Origin of the sequence: Amycolatopsis coloradensis, from assembly GCF_037997115.1 — a bacterium.
Taxonomy (GTDB): domain Bacteria; phylum Actinomycetota; class Actinomycetes; order Mycobacteriales; family Pseudonocardiaceae; genus Amycolatopsis; species Amycolatopsis coloradensis_A.
On record NZ_CP150484.1, the window covers coordinates 3,194,537 to 3,209,545 of the forward strand.

Here is a 15,009-nt window from a genome sequence, read left to right on the forward strand (position 1 = left end):
CTGTGTCCCCGCAGTTTAGGACGTCCTCGGTACGGTTCGGTTGCGCACCCGGGCGAGTGTGTGCAGCGGCGCGCACCAGGGCTGCGCGGACCAGGAGGGCGTGGCCCCCGTTTCGGGCAAAAGGAGCGCGGCGAGCTCGCCCGCCAGGCTCCGGTGCTGATCCTCGGTCAGATTTCGTTGGTGGGAAAGCAAATGGAGCAGTTCGGCCGCCGGTCCGGTTGGCAGCGCGCGGACGTTGTCGAGCAGCCACTGCGGGATCCAACGGGCCGTCAGCTCGTCGCCGACCTGGAGCAGCTGCTCGGCGACGCGGTCCGCGGGCGCGCCGGAGCCCGCCATGGTCGCGGCGATCTCCTGGTGCAGCACGGCGCGGATGGCGGGCGGGGTGTTCGCGGCGAACACCTCCCGCACCAGCGGGACACGGAACCGCAGCCGTTCTCCCTCGGTTTCCAGCACGCGCGCGGCGAGCGCCTCTTCGACCGCTCCGATGAGCGCCCGCAGCTCGCGGCCGGTGACACCCGTCAAGTCGGCGACCGTGAACGACGAGCCGAGCAGTGCCGCCGAGTTCAGCGTTCGCTTGCACAGCAAGGAAAGCGCGGCGAGATGATCTTCGACCACGGCGGCGAGCCTGCTGTGCGGCGTGACGTCGGGCTCGCGCCCGTCGGCGAATTCGGCGAACAGCTCGCACAGGTAGCCGACGTTCCCGGCGCTGTATCCGGCGGCGAACCCGAGGAAGTCCTCGCCCGGGTCCCTGGCCAAGGTTTCCTCGGCGAGCGCGGCGACGGCCGGGCCGTCGAACGGCGGCAGCGAGATGACGTCCCCGTCGAGCCGCGAGCGGAGGACTTCGAGGGTGCGGAGCCGGGGGAGAGGCCGCGCCGAGCCGATCAGCAGCAGTGGCAGGTGCGCGGTGAACCGGTGCAGCCGCTGCCAGGCGAGCAGGCTTTCCTCGTCGGCCCAGTGCAGGTCTTCGAAGACGAGCACCCACGGCCCGTCTTCGCACAGTTCGGTGACCGTTTTGCCGAGATCTTCGAGTGCTTCGCCGCCGAGGCTGTCGGCGATGAGGCTCAGCGGGACCGCGCCGGTCAGCTCGTCGGCTTCGACCCAGCGCGTGCGGCTCCTCGCGTCGGCGAGGGCCTCCGCCAGGAACGCGCTCTTGCCGCCGCCCGCCTCGCCGTCCAGCCAGATCGTCCCGCCGCGGCCTTCGTCCAGCAGCGCGGCCCCTTCACCGCGCTAGATGCGGCGAAGGGAGCCTTCACGTACTGAAATCAGGCCGCCGGGGTGAACAGCAGCGCCGTGTTGTGCCCGCCGAAGCCGAACGAGTTGCTGATCGCCGCGCCCAGCTCCACCTTGCGCGCCTCACCGGAGACGACGTCGAGCTGCACCTTCGGGTCCAGGTCTTCGAGGTTCAGTGTCGCCGGGATGAGCCCGTGGTAGATCGCCAGGATCGTGGCGATGCCCTCGACCGCGCCCGCACCGCCGACCAGGTGGCCGAGCGCGCCCTTGGGAGCGGTCACCACGACGTGCTCGCCGACGGCGTTGCGGATCGCCGCGGCCTCGCCGACGTCGCCGACGACCGTCGAGGTCGCGTGCGCGTTGACGTGGCCGACGTCGGCAGGGGAGACCCCGGCCATCGTCATCGCCTGCCGCATGGCGGCGATCTGGCCGACGCCCTCCGGGTGGTTGCCCGTGATGTGATAGGCGTCCGAAGTGATCCCGTACCCGCTCAGCTGCGCGTAGATCCGCGCGTTGCGGGCCTTGGCGCGGTCCGCCCGCTCGAGGATCACGACGCCGGAGCCCTCGCCGAGGACGAAACCGTCACGGTTCACGTCGAACGGCCTGGAAGCCTTCGCCGGGTCGTCGTTGCGGGTGGACACCGTCCGCGCCTGGGCGAAACCGGCGAGGGTGATCGGGTGGATGCACGATTCGGCACCACCGGCGACCACGACGTCGGCACGGCCCGAGCGGATCATCTCGTAACCGGCGGCGATGCCTTCCGCGCCCGACGCGCAGGCCGACGCGGGCGAGTGCACGCCGGCACGCGCCTTCAGGTCGATCCCGACGTGAGCGGCGGGGCCGTTCGGCATCAGCATCGGCACGGTCAGCGGGGAGACCTTGCGGAGTCCCTGCTTGTGCAGAAGGTCGTTCTGGGAGATCAGGGTGACCGGACCGCCGACACCGGTACCGATGGTCACCCCGAGGCGCTCGGGTTCCACATCCTGATGCTCGTCGGTCGGCTGTTCGAAGCCCGCGTCCGCCCAAGCCTGGCGGGCGGCGATCAGCGCCACCTGCTCACAGCGGTCCAGCCGCCGGGCCTGGACCCGCGGAAGGACTTCGGACGGGTCGACGGCGAGCATGGCGCCGATCTTCACCGGCAGTTCGAGTTCGTCGACCCAGTCGGCTTCGATACGGCGGATCCCGCTCGCCCCGGCGAGCAGGCCGTCCCACGTGGACGCGACGTCCCCGCCGAGCGGCGTGGTCGCGCCCATCCCGGTGATCACGACGTCGATGTTGCTCATTGGAGTCTCCCCAAGGTCGGCGCCAATCAAGAAGTCGGACTTACTTGGAGTTGGCCGACACGTAGTTCACCGCGTCGCCAACGGTCTTCAGGTTCGCCAGCTCGTCGTCCGGGATCTTGACGCCGAACTTGTCCTCGGCCTGGACAGCGATCTCCACCATGGACAGCGAGTCGATGTCGAGGTCGTCCACGAAGGACTTCTCGGCGGTCACGTCGTCCTGCGCCACACCGGCGACCTCTTCGACGATCTCGGCGAGGCCGGCGAGGATCTCTGCGTTGTCTGCCACTGGTTGTTCCCTTCTCGGTGATGCTTTCGGCTGCCCTGCGGACACGGTGTCCACAGGGGAAGTATTCATCACGGGCAGACGAAGGCCTGGCCCGCGTAGGAGAGTCCGGCACCGAAGCCCACGGCGAGCACGACGTCGCCCGGTTTGGCGGTCCCGGCCTTGCGCATATGGTCCAGCGCCAGCGGAATCGACGCGGACGAGGTGTTGCCCGAGTACCTGATGTCGTCGGCGACGACCATGTCCTCGCGGGCGCCCTTGGCGCGCAGCTTCTTGGCGATGGCCTCGACGATACGCAGGTTGGCCTGGTGCGGGATCAGCACGTCCACATCGGACGGTTCGAGCCCGGCGAGGTCCAGCGCCTGCATGGCGATCGGCGCGATCTGCGTGGTCGCCCAGCGGAAGACCGACTGGCCCTCCTGGTAGATCCACTTGTCGTCGCGCATGTAGATCAGGTCGACGTGCTCGCCCGCGCTGCCCCACGCGACCGGGCCGATCTGCGCGGTGTCGGCCGCGCCGACCACCGCCGCGCCGGCGCCGTCGGCGAAGATGATCGCGTTCGCGCGGTCGACCGGGTCGACGTGGTCGGTGAGCTTCTCGGCGCCGATGACGAGCGCCTTCTTCGCGCTGCCCGCGCGGATCAGATCCGAGGCGACGCCGATGCCGTAGCAGAACCCGGCGCAGGCGGCGTTGAGATCGAACGCGGCCGGATGCGTGATGCCGATCCGGTCGGCCACCTGCGCGGCGGCGTTCGGGATCTGGGTGGGCATCGTGCAGTTGGGCAGGATGACCGTGTCCACTTCGGACGGATCCACACCGGCGTCCGCCAGCGCGGCGGTGCCAGCCTTGACCGCCATGTCGACCAGCGACTCGTCCTTCTCGGCGAACCGGCGCTCGACGATGCCGACCCGCTCGCGGATCCACTGGTCGTTGGTGTCCATGATCTTCGAGAGATCGTCGTTGGTCACGATCTTCTCGGGCTGGAAGCTCCCGACACCGAGGATGCGGGTCCCGGCGGCGCCCGGCGCCTGCCGCAAAGTGGATCGGTCGGTCACGAAGCGTCCTCCTGCCCCTGAAGCTTCGCCAGCTCGGCCGGCGTCTTCAGAGCGATCGTGGTGGTCACGGTTCCCTTCAGCTGCCGCTTGACCAGCCCGGTCAGCGTGCCCGCCGGCGGGAGTTCGAGCGTCGAGGTGACACCCGCGGCGACCAGACCGTCCATGGTCAGGTCCCAGCGCACCGGGCTCGTGACCTGCTTGACCAGCCGGTCGAGGTACTCGGCGCCGCTGGTGACGATCTGGCCGTCGGCGTTCGACAGCAACGGACGCGTCGGGTCCGCCGGGGTGATCTTCGCAGCGTGGGCCGCCAGCGCTTCACGCGCGGGTGCCATGTAGGAGGTGTGGAACGCGCCCGCGACCTTGAGCGCGCGGACCTTCGTGCCCTCCAGCGGCTCGGCCACGATCTTCTCGATCGCGTCGGCGGCGCCGGAGGCGACGATCTGGCCGGCGCCGTTGCGGTTCGCCGCGGCGAGGCCGTGGCCCTCGAGCCACGCGACGACCTGCTCGGGGTCGCCGAGCATGACCGCGGCCATGCTCGTGGGCTCCAGCGCGCACGCCTTCGCCATTTCCGCGCCGCGGACGGCGGCCAGCGCGACGGCGTCTTCGGGGCTCAGCACCCCGGCGACGGCGGCGGCCGCCAGCTCGCCGACGGAGTGACCGGCGACCGGCGAGTCCGCGGCGACCGGGGCCTCACGCTGAAGGTGCTCGAACGCCAGCAGTGACAGCGCCACGATCAGCGGCTGCGTGATCGCGGTGTCCTGGATCTCTTCGGCGTCCGCTTCGGTACCGAGGCGGACGAGGTCGAGACCGGCACGCTCGGACCAGGCTTCGACGCGCGCGCGGGCGCCGTCGAGCTCGAGCCAAGGGGAAAGCATGCCTGGGGCTTGGGAACCCTGACCGGGGGCGAGGACTGCAACTGTCACCCCACTAGAGAACACTCTCGGCCACCATGGTCGTGATGCCGACGCTCACCAAGTCCGGCCGACGTAATTGTCGGAACCCTCCAAAAGTGCCTTCCTGATCTCCGCGCTTAACCCAAAAGCCTTGTCGGGTTCAACCAGCTTTCCCTATGAACTCCGTCACTGCGCAGAGTCACCAACCGGGCGCCGTCACCAGAGGCCGCGGGCACGGGCCAGCCGCCCGACCGTCAGCGCCACCTTCAGCACCCAGGCGTCCCGCGATTCGGCGGCGTGGCGGCCGGTGAGTTCGGCCGCCTTCCGCAGCCGGTACCGGACGGTGTTCGGATGCACGAACAGCGTCCGCGCGCAGGTCTCCAGGACGCCGCCGCTGTCGAGGTAGGTCTCCACCGTCCGCAGCAGTGCCGGGCCCGCTTCCTCCAGTGGTCGCGCGATCTGCTCGACGAGCAGGCGCTCGGCCTCGGGGTCGCCGGACAAGGCGCGTTCAGGCAGCAGGTCGATCGATCTCGCGGGCCGCGGCGCGCCTGGCCAGCCGACGACGGCACGCAGACCGGAAAGCGCCTCTGTCGCGCTGTGGTGTGCTTCGGCGAGCGTGGGCACCGTCGGCCCGGCGACGACCGGGCCCTCGGCGAAGGCGACCGAAAGCTTGGTGAGGATCTCGCGGTCCTTGACGCTGCCGTCGGTGGGCCCGGCGACGACCACGACCAGCCGGGAGCCCTGCACCGAGAGCAAGACCGGGCGCCCGACCCGCGCGGCGCGGCTGCGCACCTCGAACACGACGGCGGGCGGGTCGTCCGACGTCGGGGTGCCGACCAGCGCGGTGGCGGGAGCGGCCGGATCCCAGCCGAGCGCGGCGGCGCGGGAGAGCACCGCTTCCTCGGCGTCGCCGCGGACGATGCCGTCGACGACCAGCGCTTCCAGCCGCGCGTCCCAGGCGCCTCGCGCCTCGGCCGCGGCCGCGTAGGAGTTGGCGGCGGCGAACGCGATCTCCCTGCCATAGCGCAGGATCCCCTCGATCAGCGCGGCGCGTTCCGCTTCGTTCGCGGCGAACTCGGGCAGCTGCTCCTCGAACACCTCGATCGCCAGCCGGACCATGCCGACCGCCTGCCGCAGGCTCACCCACCGGGAAAGCTCGGCGGGTGCTTCGCGGAAGGCTTCCGTGGTGAGGGAGAGGGCCTCCTTCGCGTCGCGAAGCCAGTCGACGAAGCCGGCGGCACCCGCCTGGGTGATGAGCAGGACGCTCGCGCGCTGGTCGGCGGGAAGCCGGGCGAACCAGCTCAGCCGCTCTTCCATCACCGCCACGCTCGCGCTCGCGAGCCGGCCGGAGGCGTGGTCGAGCCGCCGGAGGGTCTTGGCGGACAGCCCGTGGTGCTTGGGCACACGCCGTCCGGAGGTCGCATCAGCCATGGTCAGCCGATCCTAGGCCGTGTCCGGCAAGTGGCCTTCGCGCCCAGGTGGTCCCTGGATCACGAAGCCCATCGAACAGACCTACCGGACACGGCCCAGTCCGCCGGGCAAAGGGCGCCTTCATCCTGCGGCCTTTCGCCGTCCGTGTCCGAAGTGGACGGTCATCGGCGATGAATGGTGAAAGGTGTTCGCACAAAAACTCGAGGCCGCCCGGCGCTAGCGTTTTTCGCTGCGCCGGCTCCTCCCCCGCGCTCGTGCGCCAGGAGGCCTCGCCGGAGTAGGCGANGCGTTTTTCGCTGCGCCGGACGGCCTCGTCTCCCCGGTCCCCACCGGTGGAACAAGTATGGGACTTGTCGATCTTTTCCCGCTAGCTCACTCACTCGATCGTGGGGCGCCGAGTTGCCGGTGCGGGGCTGGTGATCAACGATCCCTCGCAAGCCGCACCGGGTAGGTCGCGGATGCGCAGAGGAGGGAGTTCGCCGTGGGCGAGCAGCTGAAAGACGGTCTGGGACAAGCATGGAACCTTGTCGCCACCTTCGTGCCGAAATTGATCGGTTTCCTGATCATCCTGTTGATCGGCTGGCTGATCGCGAAAGCCGTGTCGAAGGCATTGGGACTGGTTCTGTCGAAGATCGGTTTCGGCAAGCTCATCGAGAAGACCGGACTCACCGGAACGCTCAAACAGGCGAATGTCGACGCGGGCGGGATCCTGGTCAAACTCGTGTACTACTTCATTCTCCTGATCGCGCTGCAGCTCGCGTTCGGCGTATTCGGTGAGAGCAATCCGGTCAGCGCGCTGCTCAACGACATCATCGCCTTCCTGCCGCGGATCCTGGTGGCACTGGTGCTGGTGATCGTCGCGGCCGCCGTCGCGAAGGTCGTCCGCGACCTGGTGACCGGAGCGCTGTCCACCCGGCCCGCGGGACGGCTGCTCGGGACGATCGCCTACTGGATGATCATGGCGTTCGGCATCATCGCCGCACTCGGCCAGGTGAACATCGCGACCGCGATCACCGGGCCGGTCCTGATCACCGTCCTCGCCACCATCGGCGGCGTGATCGTCGTCGGCTTCGGCGGCGGGCTGATCAAGCCGGCGCAGGACCGCTGGCAGGGCTGGCTGGCCACCCTGCAGGGCCAGCTGGAGGCCGGGGACGGCAAGCAGGAGGTCCGTTCGGAGCCGCCGACTTCGCCCGTGGGCATCGGTCGCGTAGATTCCTGAGCATCCGCGCGGGCCCGGTGATCGAGGAAGGCACCGGGCCCGCGTGGAGTCGAAAGGGCCCGTCGCCGCGGAACACGCGGTGGAGGGTCCTTTTTCGCACCCTGTGAGATCTCCTCAGCGTCCCTCGAGCCGCCCGCCTGTTCCACACCTCACACTCACTAGGGAATGGGGCCGGAACGGAGCATGTTGGAGCGGTAGACGGAGAGGGGTGCGGACGTGGACTTCCTGCTGCACAACGGTGTCACGGTGCTCGGACAATGGATCTCGTTCGCCGAGCTGGCGGGCCAGATCTTCGCGCTGGCCGTGGTCTTCCTGGCGCAACGTCGCACGTTGTGGACGTGGCCGGTCCAGGTCGGCGCCACCGTGCTGTTGTTCTCGGTCTACCTCTCCGCGCATCTCGGCGGGCTCGCGACCAGGCAGATCGCGATCCTCGCCATCTCGATCTACGGCTGGTGGGCCTGGTCCCGCCGCAGCGACCCGGTCTACGGCGTGGTCGTCCGCAAGGGCAGGCTCGGCGAGCGCCTGGCGATGATCGGCGCGTTCGCGATCGGCACCACCGCGATGGCGCTGGTCCTCGACGCGCTGAACGCCTCGTGGGCGCCATGGCCGGACGCCGCGATCTTCGTCGGCACGCTGGTCGCCTTCGCCGCGCAGGGCGCGGGTCTCGTCGAGTTCTGGCTGGTGTGGCTGGTCGTCGACGCGATCGGCGTGCCGCTTCAGCTCTCTTCGGGCCTGTACTTCTCCGCGGCGGTCTACATCGTGTTCGCCGGGCTGGTCGTGCACGGCTGGTGGAGCTGGAACCGCACCGCGAAGCAGGTCCGCACCGCGCCGTCCGGAGTCACCACGGCCTCTGCCTGACCCCGCGTTCCGTCCTCTGGATGCGGTAGTCGCCGATACGAACTACCGCATCCAGAGGACGAAATGCGTGCGGGTCAGCGCATGGTGGCGTGCGACGGCTTGAGGTCGGCGAGCGTGCGGACGCCCAGCAGCTGCATCGTCCGGACCATCTCGGCGCGCAGGATGTCCACGCACCGCTGAACGCCGCGCTCGCCCCCGGCCATCAGGCCGTAGAGGAACGCGCGCCCGATGAGCACCGCGTCCGCGCCGCGCGCGATCGCGGCCACGATGTCGCCACCGGAGAGGATGCCGGTGTCGACCCACACCTCCGCATCGCCCTGGATCTCGTCGAGAACCGCCGGGAGCAGTTCGATCGGTGTCGGCGCGCGGTCGAGCTGACGGCCGCCATGGTTGGACAGCAGCACCGCGTCGGCGCCGTGTTTGACCACGTCCCGCGCGTCGTCGACGTTCTGGATGCCCTTGACCACGAGCTTGCCCGGCCAGGTCTGGCGGACCCAGTCGAGGTCGTCGAAGTTCAGGGTCGGGTCGAAGAGCTGGTTGAGCAGTTCGGCGACCGTGCCGTCGAACTGACTCAGCGACGCGAAGGTCAGCGGCTCGGTGGTCAGCAGGTTGAACCACCACGCCGGATGCATCGCGCCGTCGACGAAGGTCTTGAGGGTGAGCGCGGGCGGGATGGTCAGCCCGTTGCGAACGTCGCGCAGCCGCGCGCCCGCGACCGGGGTGTCCACCGTCAGCATGAGCGTGTCGAACCCGGCGGCCCAGGCGCGATTCATCAGATCTTCGCCCGCCTTGTGGTCGCGCCAGACGTAGAGCTGGAACCACTTGCGGGCCTCGGGGGCAGCCGCCGCGAGATCTTCGATCGACGTCGTCGCCATCGTCGACAGGCCCATCGGGATGCCGTTGCGCTGTGCGACACGGGCCACCGCGGACTCGCCCTCGTGGTTCATCATGCGGGTGAACCCGGTCGGCGCGAACGCGAACGGCAGCTCCGAACGCTTGCCGAGGATCTCCTTGCCGGTGTCCACATCGGACACTCCGCGCAGGACGTTCGGGTGGAATTCGATGCTGCGGAAGGCCTGCCGGGCGCGGCGGAGGCTGTCTTCCAGCTCCGCGGCGCCGTCGGTGTAGTCGAACGCCGCCCGCGGCGTGCGCTTGCGGGCGAGCATCCGCAGGTCGGCGATCGTGTGCGCGCCCGCCAGCCGCCGGTCGGTCGGGTTGAGCACGATCGGCTTCGGCCGCAGGATCTGCTTCAGCTCACTCGGCTTCGGCAGTCGACGCTTGGTCACTCTCGTTCACCCTTCCTGCTTACCCCCAGAAACATCCGATGTCTAACCCTAACCGCTTCGCGCCCGGACGCAATGAAGGGGCCTTTCATCGCAAATCTGCAATGAAAGGCCCCTTCATCTCAGCGTCAGGCGCTACCGGAGTCCGACAGCTGCGGACCCGCGGCGGCGACGTCGTCGAGGCGGTACTTCCGCGCCGCCTCGGCCACCTTCGCCCGGTCGAATTCGCCGCGCTTGGCGAGCGCGCTCAGCGTGCCGACCACGATCGACTGGGCGTCGACCAGGAACTTCCGCCGGGCGGCCGGGCGGGTGTCGGAGAACCCGAACCCGTCGGTGCCCAGCGTCAGCATGTCGTTCGGCACCCACGGGCGGATGAGGTCCGGCACGGCGCGCATCCAGTCCGAAACCGCGACGACCGGCCCGTTCGCGCCGGACAGCTTCTGCGTGATGTACGGCACACGCGGGGAGTCGCCCGGGTGGAGCAGGTTGTCGTGGTCGGCCTCCACGGCCTCGCGCCGCAGCTCGGTCCACGACGTGGCCGACCACACGGCCGCGCGGACGCCCCACTCCTCGGCCAGCATCTGCTGGGCGCGGAGCGCGTCCGGCATGGTGACGCCGGAGACCAGGATCTGTGCCTCCGGGCCCTCGCCAGACGGCGCGTCGGCGTACTTGTAGAGACCCTTGAGCAGGCCGTCGACGTCGAGGTTCTCGGGCTCGGCGGGCTGCTGGTAGGGCTCGTTGTAGATCGTCATGTAGTAGAAGATGTTCTCGCCGTTGCCGTCCGGCCCGGTCTCGCCGTACATCCGGCGAAGACCGTCCCGCACGATGTGGGCGATCTCGAACGACCACGCCGCGTCGTAGGCCACGACGGCCGGGTTGGTCGCCGCCAGCAGCAGCGAGTGCCCGTCGGCGTGCTGCAGGCCCTCGCCGGTCAGCGTGGTGCGGCCGGCGGTGGCGCCGAGCACGAACCCACGGGCCATCTGGTCGGCCGCCGCGTAGAGGCCGTCACCGGTCCGCTGGAACCCGAACATCGAGTAGAAGATGTAGATCGGGATCATCGGCTCGCCGTGCGTGGCGTATGAGGTGCCGACGGCGGTGAACGACGCGGTCGAACCCGCTTCGTTGATGCCCTCGTGCAGGATGACGCCCTTTTCGGACTCCTTGTAGGCCAGCATCAGGCTCGCGTCGACCGACGTGTACGTCTGGCCGTGCGGGTTGTAGATCTTGGCCGTCGGGAACATCGAGTCGAGACCGAAGGTGCGCGCCTCGTCCGGGATGATCGGGACGATCCGCTTGCCGATCTCGGAGTCCTTCGCCAGCTCGCGGACGAGCCGGACGAACGCCATCGTGGTGGCGACCTCCTGCTTGCCCGAGCCCTTGCGGATGCCTTCGTAGACCTTGTCGCCGGGCAGCACGAGCGCCTTCGAGGCCTTCGGGCGCCGCTCCGGCAGGAACCCGCCGAGCGCCTTCCGGCGGCCGACCATGTACTCGATCTCCGGCGATTCCTTGCCGGGGTGGTAGTACGGCGGCAGCTTCGGGTCGCGCTCGAGCTCCTCGTCGCTGATCGGGATGCGCTGGGCGTCCCGGAACAGCTTGAGGTCGTCGAGGGTGAGCTTCTTCATCTGGTGCGTGGCGTTGCGGCCCTCGAAGGACGGTCCGAGGCCGTAACCCTTGATGGTGTGGGCCAGGATCACCGTCGGCTGGCCGTGGTGCTCCAGCGACGACTTGTAGGCCGCGTAGACCTTGCGGTAGTCGTGCCCGCCGCGCTTGAGGTTCCAGACGTCGGCGTCGGTGAGGTCCTTGACCAGCTCCTTGGTCCGCGGATCGCGGCCGAAGAAGTGCTCGCGGACGAAGGCGCCGTCGTTGGCCTTGTAGGTCTGGAAGTCGCCGTCCGGCGTGGTGTTCATCAGGTTGACCAGCGCGCCGTCACGGTCCGCGTGCAGCAGCGAGTCCCACTCGCGGCCCCAGATGACCTTGATGACGTTCCAGCCGGCGCCGCGGAAGTACGACTCCAGCTCCTGGATGATCTTGCCGTTGCCGCGCACCGGACCGTCGAGCCGCTGCAGGTTGCAGTTGATCACGAAGGTCAGGTTGTCGAGGCCTTCGCCGGCGGCCACGTGGATGAGGCCGCGCGATTCCGGCTCGTCCATCTCGCCGTCGCCGAGGAACGCCCAGACGTGCTGGTCGCTGGTGTCCTTGATGCCGCGATCGCGCAGGTAGCGGTTGAACCGCGCCTGGTAGATCGCGTTCATCGGGCCGAGGCCCATGGATACGGTCGGGTTCTCCCAGAACTCCGGCATCAGCCGCGGGTGCGGGTACGACGGCAGGCCGCCGCCCTCGCCGGCGTGCGAGAACTCCTGGCGGAAGCCGTCCAGCTGGTTCTCGGTCAGCCTGCCCTCGAGGAACGCGCGGGCGTAGATACCGGGGGAGGCGTGCCCCTGGATGAAGATCTGGTCGCCGCCGCCCGAGTGGTCCTTGCCGCGGAAGAAGTGGTTGAAGCCCACTTCGTACAGCGCCGCGGACGAGGCGTAGGTCGAGATGTGCCCGCCGACGCCGACGCCGGGACGCTGCGCGCGGTGCACCATGATCGCGGCGTTCCACCGGATGTACGCGCGGTAGCGGCGCTCGATCTCCTCGTCACCGGGGAACCAGGGTTCGTTCTCCGTGGGGATGGTGTTGACGTAGTCCGTCGACGTCAGCGCCGGGACGCCGACGTGGCGTTCCCTGGCCCGCTCGAGGATGCGCAGCATCAGGTACCGGGCGCGCTGCTGACCACCCCTGGCCAGCGCCTCGTCGAAGGAGTCCAGCCATTCGGCGGTCTCCTCCGGGTCGATGTCGGGCAGGTGCGCCGCCAATCCGTCACGGATGACGCGGACGCGTGCCGGGGTCTCCTTGCCGGAGGCGCCGTCGTTCTGCGGGGCCAAGGGGTCTCCTTGCGAAAGGTGGTAGCTGGTTGTGCTCGTACGCGGGCGTGTTCGCCTTCCATCGTCGTCCTCCGGTTCCGTTCTCGTCACCGCTACTGATCGGTAACGTTCACGGACCCGATTGCGACACGCCTCGCACGCGCCTGTACTCGCGCGCGCGTTTTCTCTCCCACCCTAAAGCAGGGCGTTCGGAGGTGCCCAGGCGCGCCCGAATTGACCCCGTGAGAGTGGGCTGAATGTCCGTACGCCGCGACACGAGTTGTTCAAGATCCGGTGTGGACGGTTGCGCGGAACGCTTCACCAGTGTTCGCTAACGGGCATCGTGTACCCGAGTGTGGTGCCCGCCCGGCCGATCAGGCCGACGCGACACCACGCTCCGTCGTAGTTGGAGGAGTGACAGCAGTGGTCGCCGCGGGAGACGCTGATCAGAGCAGCGTCGCCGAAAGGCTCGGGATCAAGCCGGACATGGTGGTCCAGGAGATCGGCTGGGACGAGGACGTCGACGACGACCTTCGTGCGGCGATCGAGGAACAGATCGGCGGCGACATCCTCGACGAGGACGCCGACGAGGTCATCGACGTGGTGCTGCTGTGGTGGCGCGAGGACGACGGTGATCTCGGTGACACGCTGATCGAGGTCCGGACTCCCCTGAACGAGAACGGCGTGATCTGGGTGCTGACCCCGAAGACGGGCCAGCCCGGGCATGTCGAGCCGAGTGAGATCGCCGAAGCGGTGCCGCAGGTCGGGCTGGCGCAGACGGCCAACATCAGCGCCGGTCCCAAATGGGCGGGCACGCGGCTGGTTTCGCCGAAGTCGTCCAAGACCAAGCGGTGACCTCTCCGGGCGCGCGATCGACACGATAGGGTTGTCGTCGCAGGCCCCTGTTCGCTCTTGAGAGGAAACCGCCGGTATGGCCGTCGAGATCGGATCGCAAGCCCCGGACTTCACGCTCAACGACTACAACAAGCAGTCCGTGACGCTGTCGTCCTTCAAGGGTGACAAGCCGGTCCTGCTCGTGTTCTACCCGTTCGCGTTCAGCGGCATCTGCACCGGTGAGCTGTGCCAGCTCCGCGACGAGTTCGCGGACTACGACGGCCAGGGCGTCCAGGTCATCGGCGTGTCCGTGGACACCCCGTTCTCGCTCAAGGCGTGGGCCGAGCAGGAGGGTTACCAGTTCCCGCTGCTTTCGGACTTCTGGCCGCACGGCGAGGTCGCGAAGGCCTACGGTGTCTTCAACGAGGCGGCCGGCCTGGCCACCCGCGGCACCTTCCTGATCGACAAGGACGGCGTCGTGCGGTTCGCCGAGGTCAACCAGCCCGGCGAGGCGCGCGACCAGCAGGCGTGGAAGAAGGCCGTGGCCTCGCTGGCCTGAGTCTTCACCGGTGGCACCCGCGCGCGGGTGCCACCTCCCGGGCGCATAGCTCAGCGGGAGAGCACTCGGTTTACACCCGAGCGGTCGTAGGTTCGATCCCTACTGCGCCCACCGAAAACCCGGTGACAGCCCGCACGCGCGGCGCTACCTTCGGCCGCATGCACGACCTCACGTGGCGGCCGCTCACCCCTCAGGACGCCCAGGCGTCGGCCGACCTCCTCAACGCCATGGAGACCGTCGACGGGATCGGCGAGAACTACACGGCGGAGGACACCCTCCAGGAGCTGATCGACCCGTACGCGGATCTGGAACGGGCGAGTCTCGCGGCCTTCGACGGCGACGTGATGGCCGGTTACGTGAAGATCCGCTTCAAGCCGTCCGCGGAGGAGGTCCATCGGGTCTTCCTCGACGGGGGAGTTCACCCCGGGTATCGCCGCCGGGGCATCGGCGGCGCGCTCGTCGACGCGGGCGTGGCGGCGGCCAAGGTGGTGCACGAGCTGCATCACCCGTCGGCGAAGCTCGTGGTGGACGTCAACCGGCCCGAGCGCATCGCCGGCTTGGCCGAGCTCGTCCGTTCCAGGGGTTTCGTACCGGTGCGCTACTTCCAGCGGATGGAGCACTCGCTCGACGCCTTGAGCGCCCCGGCGGTCCCGGAAGGGTTCCGGGTCGAGCCGTGGTCGGAGCGGAACGACGAGGACTTCCGGACGGTCCGGAACGAGGCGTACCGGGACTTCTGGGGCGCCGTGCCGATGCCCGCCGATCTCTGGCGGAACAAGATCACCAATCAGACCTTCCGGCCCGAGGTCAGCTTCCTGCTTCGTGAGGCGGGCCACGCTGTCGGGGTGCTGGTGACCATGTGCTGGGACGCCGACACGGAGGCCACCGGCGTCCGCGACGCGCACTTCATGGTGATCGGAACGCTTCGGGAGCACCGGCGGCGAGGTGTCGCCGGAGCGCTGATGGGACACGCGTTGCGGGCCGCCGCCGACCAGGGGTACGACCGCGCGAGTTTGAACGTGGACTCGGCGGATCCGTCCGGGGCGTTCGGGGTCTTCGAGAAGGCGGGTTTCGTCCCGACGATGCGCTACGTGCGCTGGGCGCTCGAGATCTGACGCAATCAGTCGACTAATCGCGAAGGCGGGACGCGTGAAGGCCTCCTTGAGGGACCCAGAGTCCCT

At 69.0% G+C, this 15,009-nt stretch carries 14 protein-coding genes and 1 tRNA gene; 7 read left to right on the plus strand and 8 right to left on the minus strand.

Going from position 1 to position 15,009, the window contains the following annotated elements; all coding sequences use genetic code 11:
- Positions 1-15: 15 nt before the first annotated feature.
- Positions 16-978, minus strand: coding sequence for a hypothetical protein (locus LCL61_RS15240; protein ID WP_340687426.1), 963 nt, complete (start codon positions 976-978; stop codon positions 16-18).
- Here LCL61_RS15240 and LCL61_RS15245 point away from each other — a divergent pair.
- Entirely contained in the window at positions 955-1,260 is a 306-nt protein-coding gene (locus LCL61_RS15245; protein WP_340687427.1) for a hypothetical protein, read from the plus strand. The two genes, LCL61_RS15240 and LCL61_RS15245, sit on opposite strands and share 24 nt — an antisense overlap.
- 2 nt (positions 1,261-1,262) lie before the next feature.
- On the opposite strand, the gene LCL61_RS15250 is transcribed toward LCL61_RS15245, so the two are convergent.
- From LCL61_RS15250 to LCL61_RS15270, 5 genes are all read right to left on the minus strand, one after another.
- Entirely contained in the window at positions 1,263-2,513 is a 1,251-nt protein-coding gene (locus LCL61_RS15250) for a beta-ketoacyl-[acyl-carrier-protein] synthase family protein (RefSeq protein ID WP_340687428.1), read from the minus strand.
- A gap of 40 nt (positions 2,514-2,553) precedes the next feature.
- Positions 2,554-2,799 (minus strand): acyl carrier protein, encoded by a 246-nt coding sequence (locus LCL61_RS15255; protein ID WP_004559006.1) that lies wholly within the window; start codon positions 2,797-2,799, stop codon positions 2,554-2,556.
- A gap of 68 nt (positions 2,800-2,867) precedes the next feature.
- A complete protein-coding gene (locus LCL61_RS15260; protein ID WP_340687429.1) occupies positions 2,868-3,851 on the minus strand; it encodes a beta-ketoacyl-ACP synthase III in 984 nt (327 codons plus the stop codon).
- A complete protein-coding gene (locus LCL61_RS15265) occupies positions 3,848-4,726 on the minus strand; it encodes an ACP S-malonyltransferase (protein WP_340688590.1) in 879 nt (292 codons plus the stop codon). The genes LCL61_RS15260 and LCL61_RS15265 overlap by 4 nt, the downstream gene beginning before the upstream one ends.
- 234 nt (positions 4,727-4,960) lie before the next feature.
- Positions 4,961-6,175, minus strand: coding sequence for a helix-turn-helix domain-containing protein (locus LCL61_RS15270; protein ID WP_340687430.1), 1,215 nt, complete (start codon positions 6,173-6,175; stop codon positions 4,961-4,963).
- A gap of 481 nt (positions 6,176-6,656) precedes the next feature.
- Between LCL61_RS15270 and LCL61_RS15275 the strand changes: the two genes are divergently transcribed.
- A complete protein-coding gene (locus LCL61_RS15275) occupies positions 6,657-7,394 on the plus strand; it encodes a mechanosensitive ion channel family protein (RefSeq protein WP_063271853.1) in 738 nt (245 codons plus the stop codon).
- 216 nt (positions 7,395-7,610) lie between these two features.
- On the plus strand, positions 7,611-8,252 hold the full coding sequence (locus LCL61_RS15280; RefSeq protein WP_340687431.1) for a nicotinamide mononucleotide transporter family protein: 642 nt from the start codon (positions 7,611-7,613) through the stop codon (positions 8,250-8,252).
- A 74-nt stretch (positions 8,253-8,326) separates the two neighbouring features.
- Here the strand turns inward: LCL61_RS15280 and LCL61_RS15285 are convergent, their stop codons facing one another.
- Together LCL61_RS15285 and aceE are read right to left on the minus strand one after the other, a co-directional pair.
- Complete coding sequence (locus LCL61_RS15285) at positions 8,327-9,538, minus strand: alpha-hydroxy acid oxidase (RefSeq protein WP_340687432.1); 1,212 nt, start codon at positions 9,536-9,538, stop codon at positions 8,327-8,329.
- 125 nt (positions 9,539-9,663) lie between these two features.
- On the minus strand, positions 9,664-12,459 hold the full coding sequence (aceE, locus tag LCL61_RS15290; RefSeq protein WP_340687433.1) for a pyruvate dehydrogenase (acetyl-transferring), homodimeric type: 2,796 nt from the start codon (positions 12,457-12,459) through the stop codon (positions 9,664-9,666).
- A gap of 402 nt (positions 12,460-12,861) precedes the next feature.
- Between aceE and LCL61_RS15295 the strand changes: the two genes are divergently transcribed.
- The 4 genes from LCL61_RS15295 to LCL61_RS15310 all read left to right on the plus strand — a co-directional run bounded on the left by LCL61_RS15295 (position 12,862) and on the right by LCL61_RS15310 (position 14,943).
- Complete coding sequence (locus LCL61_RS15295) at positions 12,862-13,293, plus strand: DUF3052 domain-containing protein (RefSeq protein WP_034311133.1); 432 nt, start codon at positions 12,862-12,864, stop codon at positions 13,291-13,293.
- Positions 13,294-13,369: 76 nt separating this feature from the next.
- Complete coding sequence (locus LCL61_RS15300) at positions 13,370-13,831, plus strand: peroxiredoxin (RefSeq protein ID WP_340687434.1); 462 nt, start codon at positions 13,370-13,372, stop codon at positions 13,829-13,831.
- Between the two features lie 39 nt (positions 13,832-13,870).
- Positions 13,871-13,942 (plus strand) — tRNA-Val (locus tag LCL61_RS15305).
- A 47-nt stretch (positions 13,943-13,989) separates the two neighbouring features.
- Positions 13,990-14,943 carry a GNAT family N-acetyltransferase gene (locus LCL61_RS15310; protein WP_340687435.1) on the plus strand — a complete coding sequence of 318 codons (954 nt, stop codon included), beginning with the start codon at positions 13,990-13,992 and terminating at the stop codon, positions 14,941-14,943.
- Positions 14,944-15,009 lie beyond the last annotated feature (66 nt).

Excerpts from the sequence above, each read along its gene's own strand:
- LCL61_RS15270 (WP_340687430.1), bottom strand. The coding sequence starts at position 6,175 with ATGGCTGATGCGACCTCCGGACGGCGTGTGCCCAAGCACCACGGGCTG.
- LCL61_RS15310 (WP_340687435.1), top strand. The coding sequence starts at position 13,990 with ATGCACGACCTCACGTGGCGGCCGCTCACCCCTCAGGACGCCCAGGCG.
- LCL61_RS15265 (WP_340688590.1), bottom strand. The coding sequence starts at position 4,726 with ATGCTTTCCCCTTGGCTCGAGCTCGACGGCGCCCGCGCGCGCGTCGAA.
- LCL61_RS15250 (WP_340687428.1), bottom strand. The coding sequence starts at position 2,513 with ATGAGCAACATCGACGTCGTGATCACCGGGATGGGCGCGACCACGCCG.
- LCL61_RS15300 (WP_340687434.1), top strand. The coding sequence starts at position 13,370 with ATGGCCGTCGAGATCGGATCGCAAGCCCCGGACTTCACGCTCAACGAC.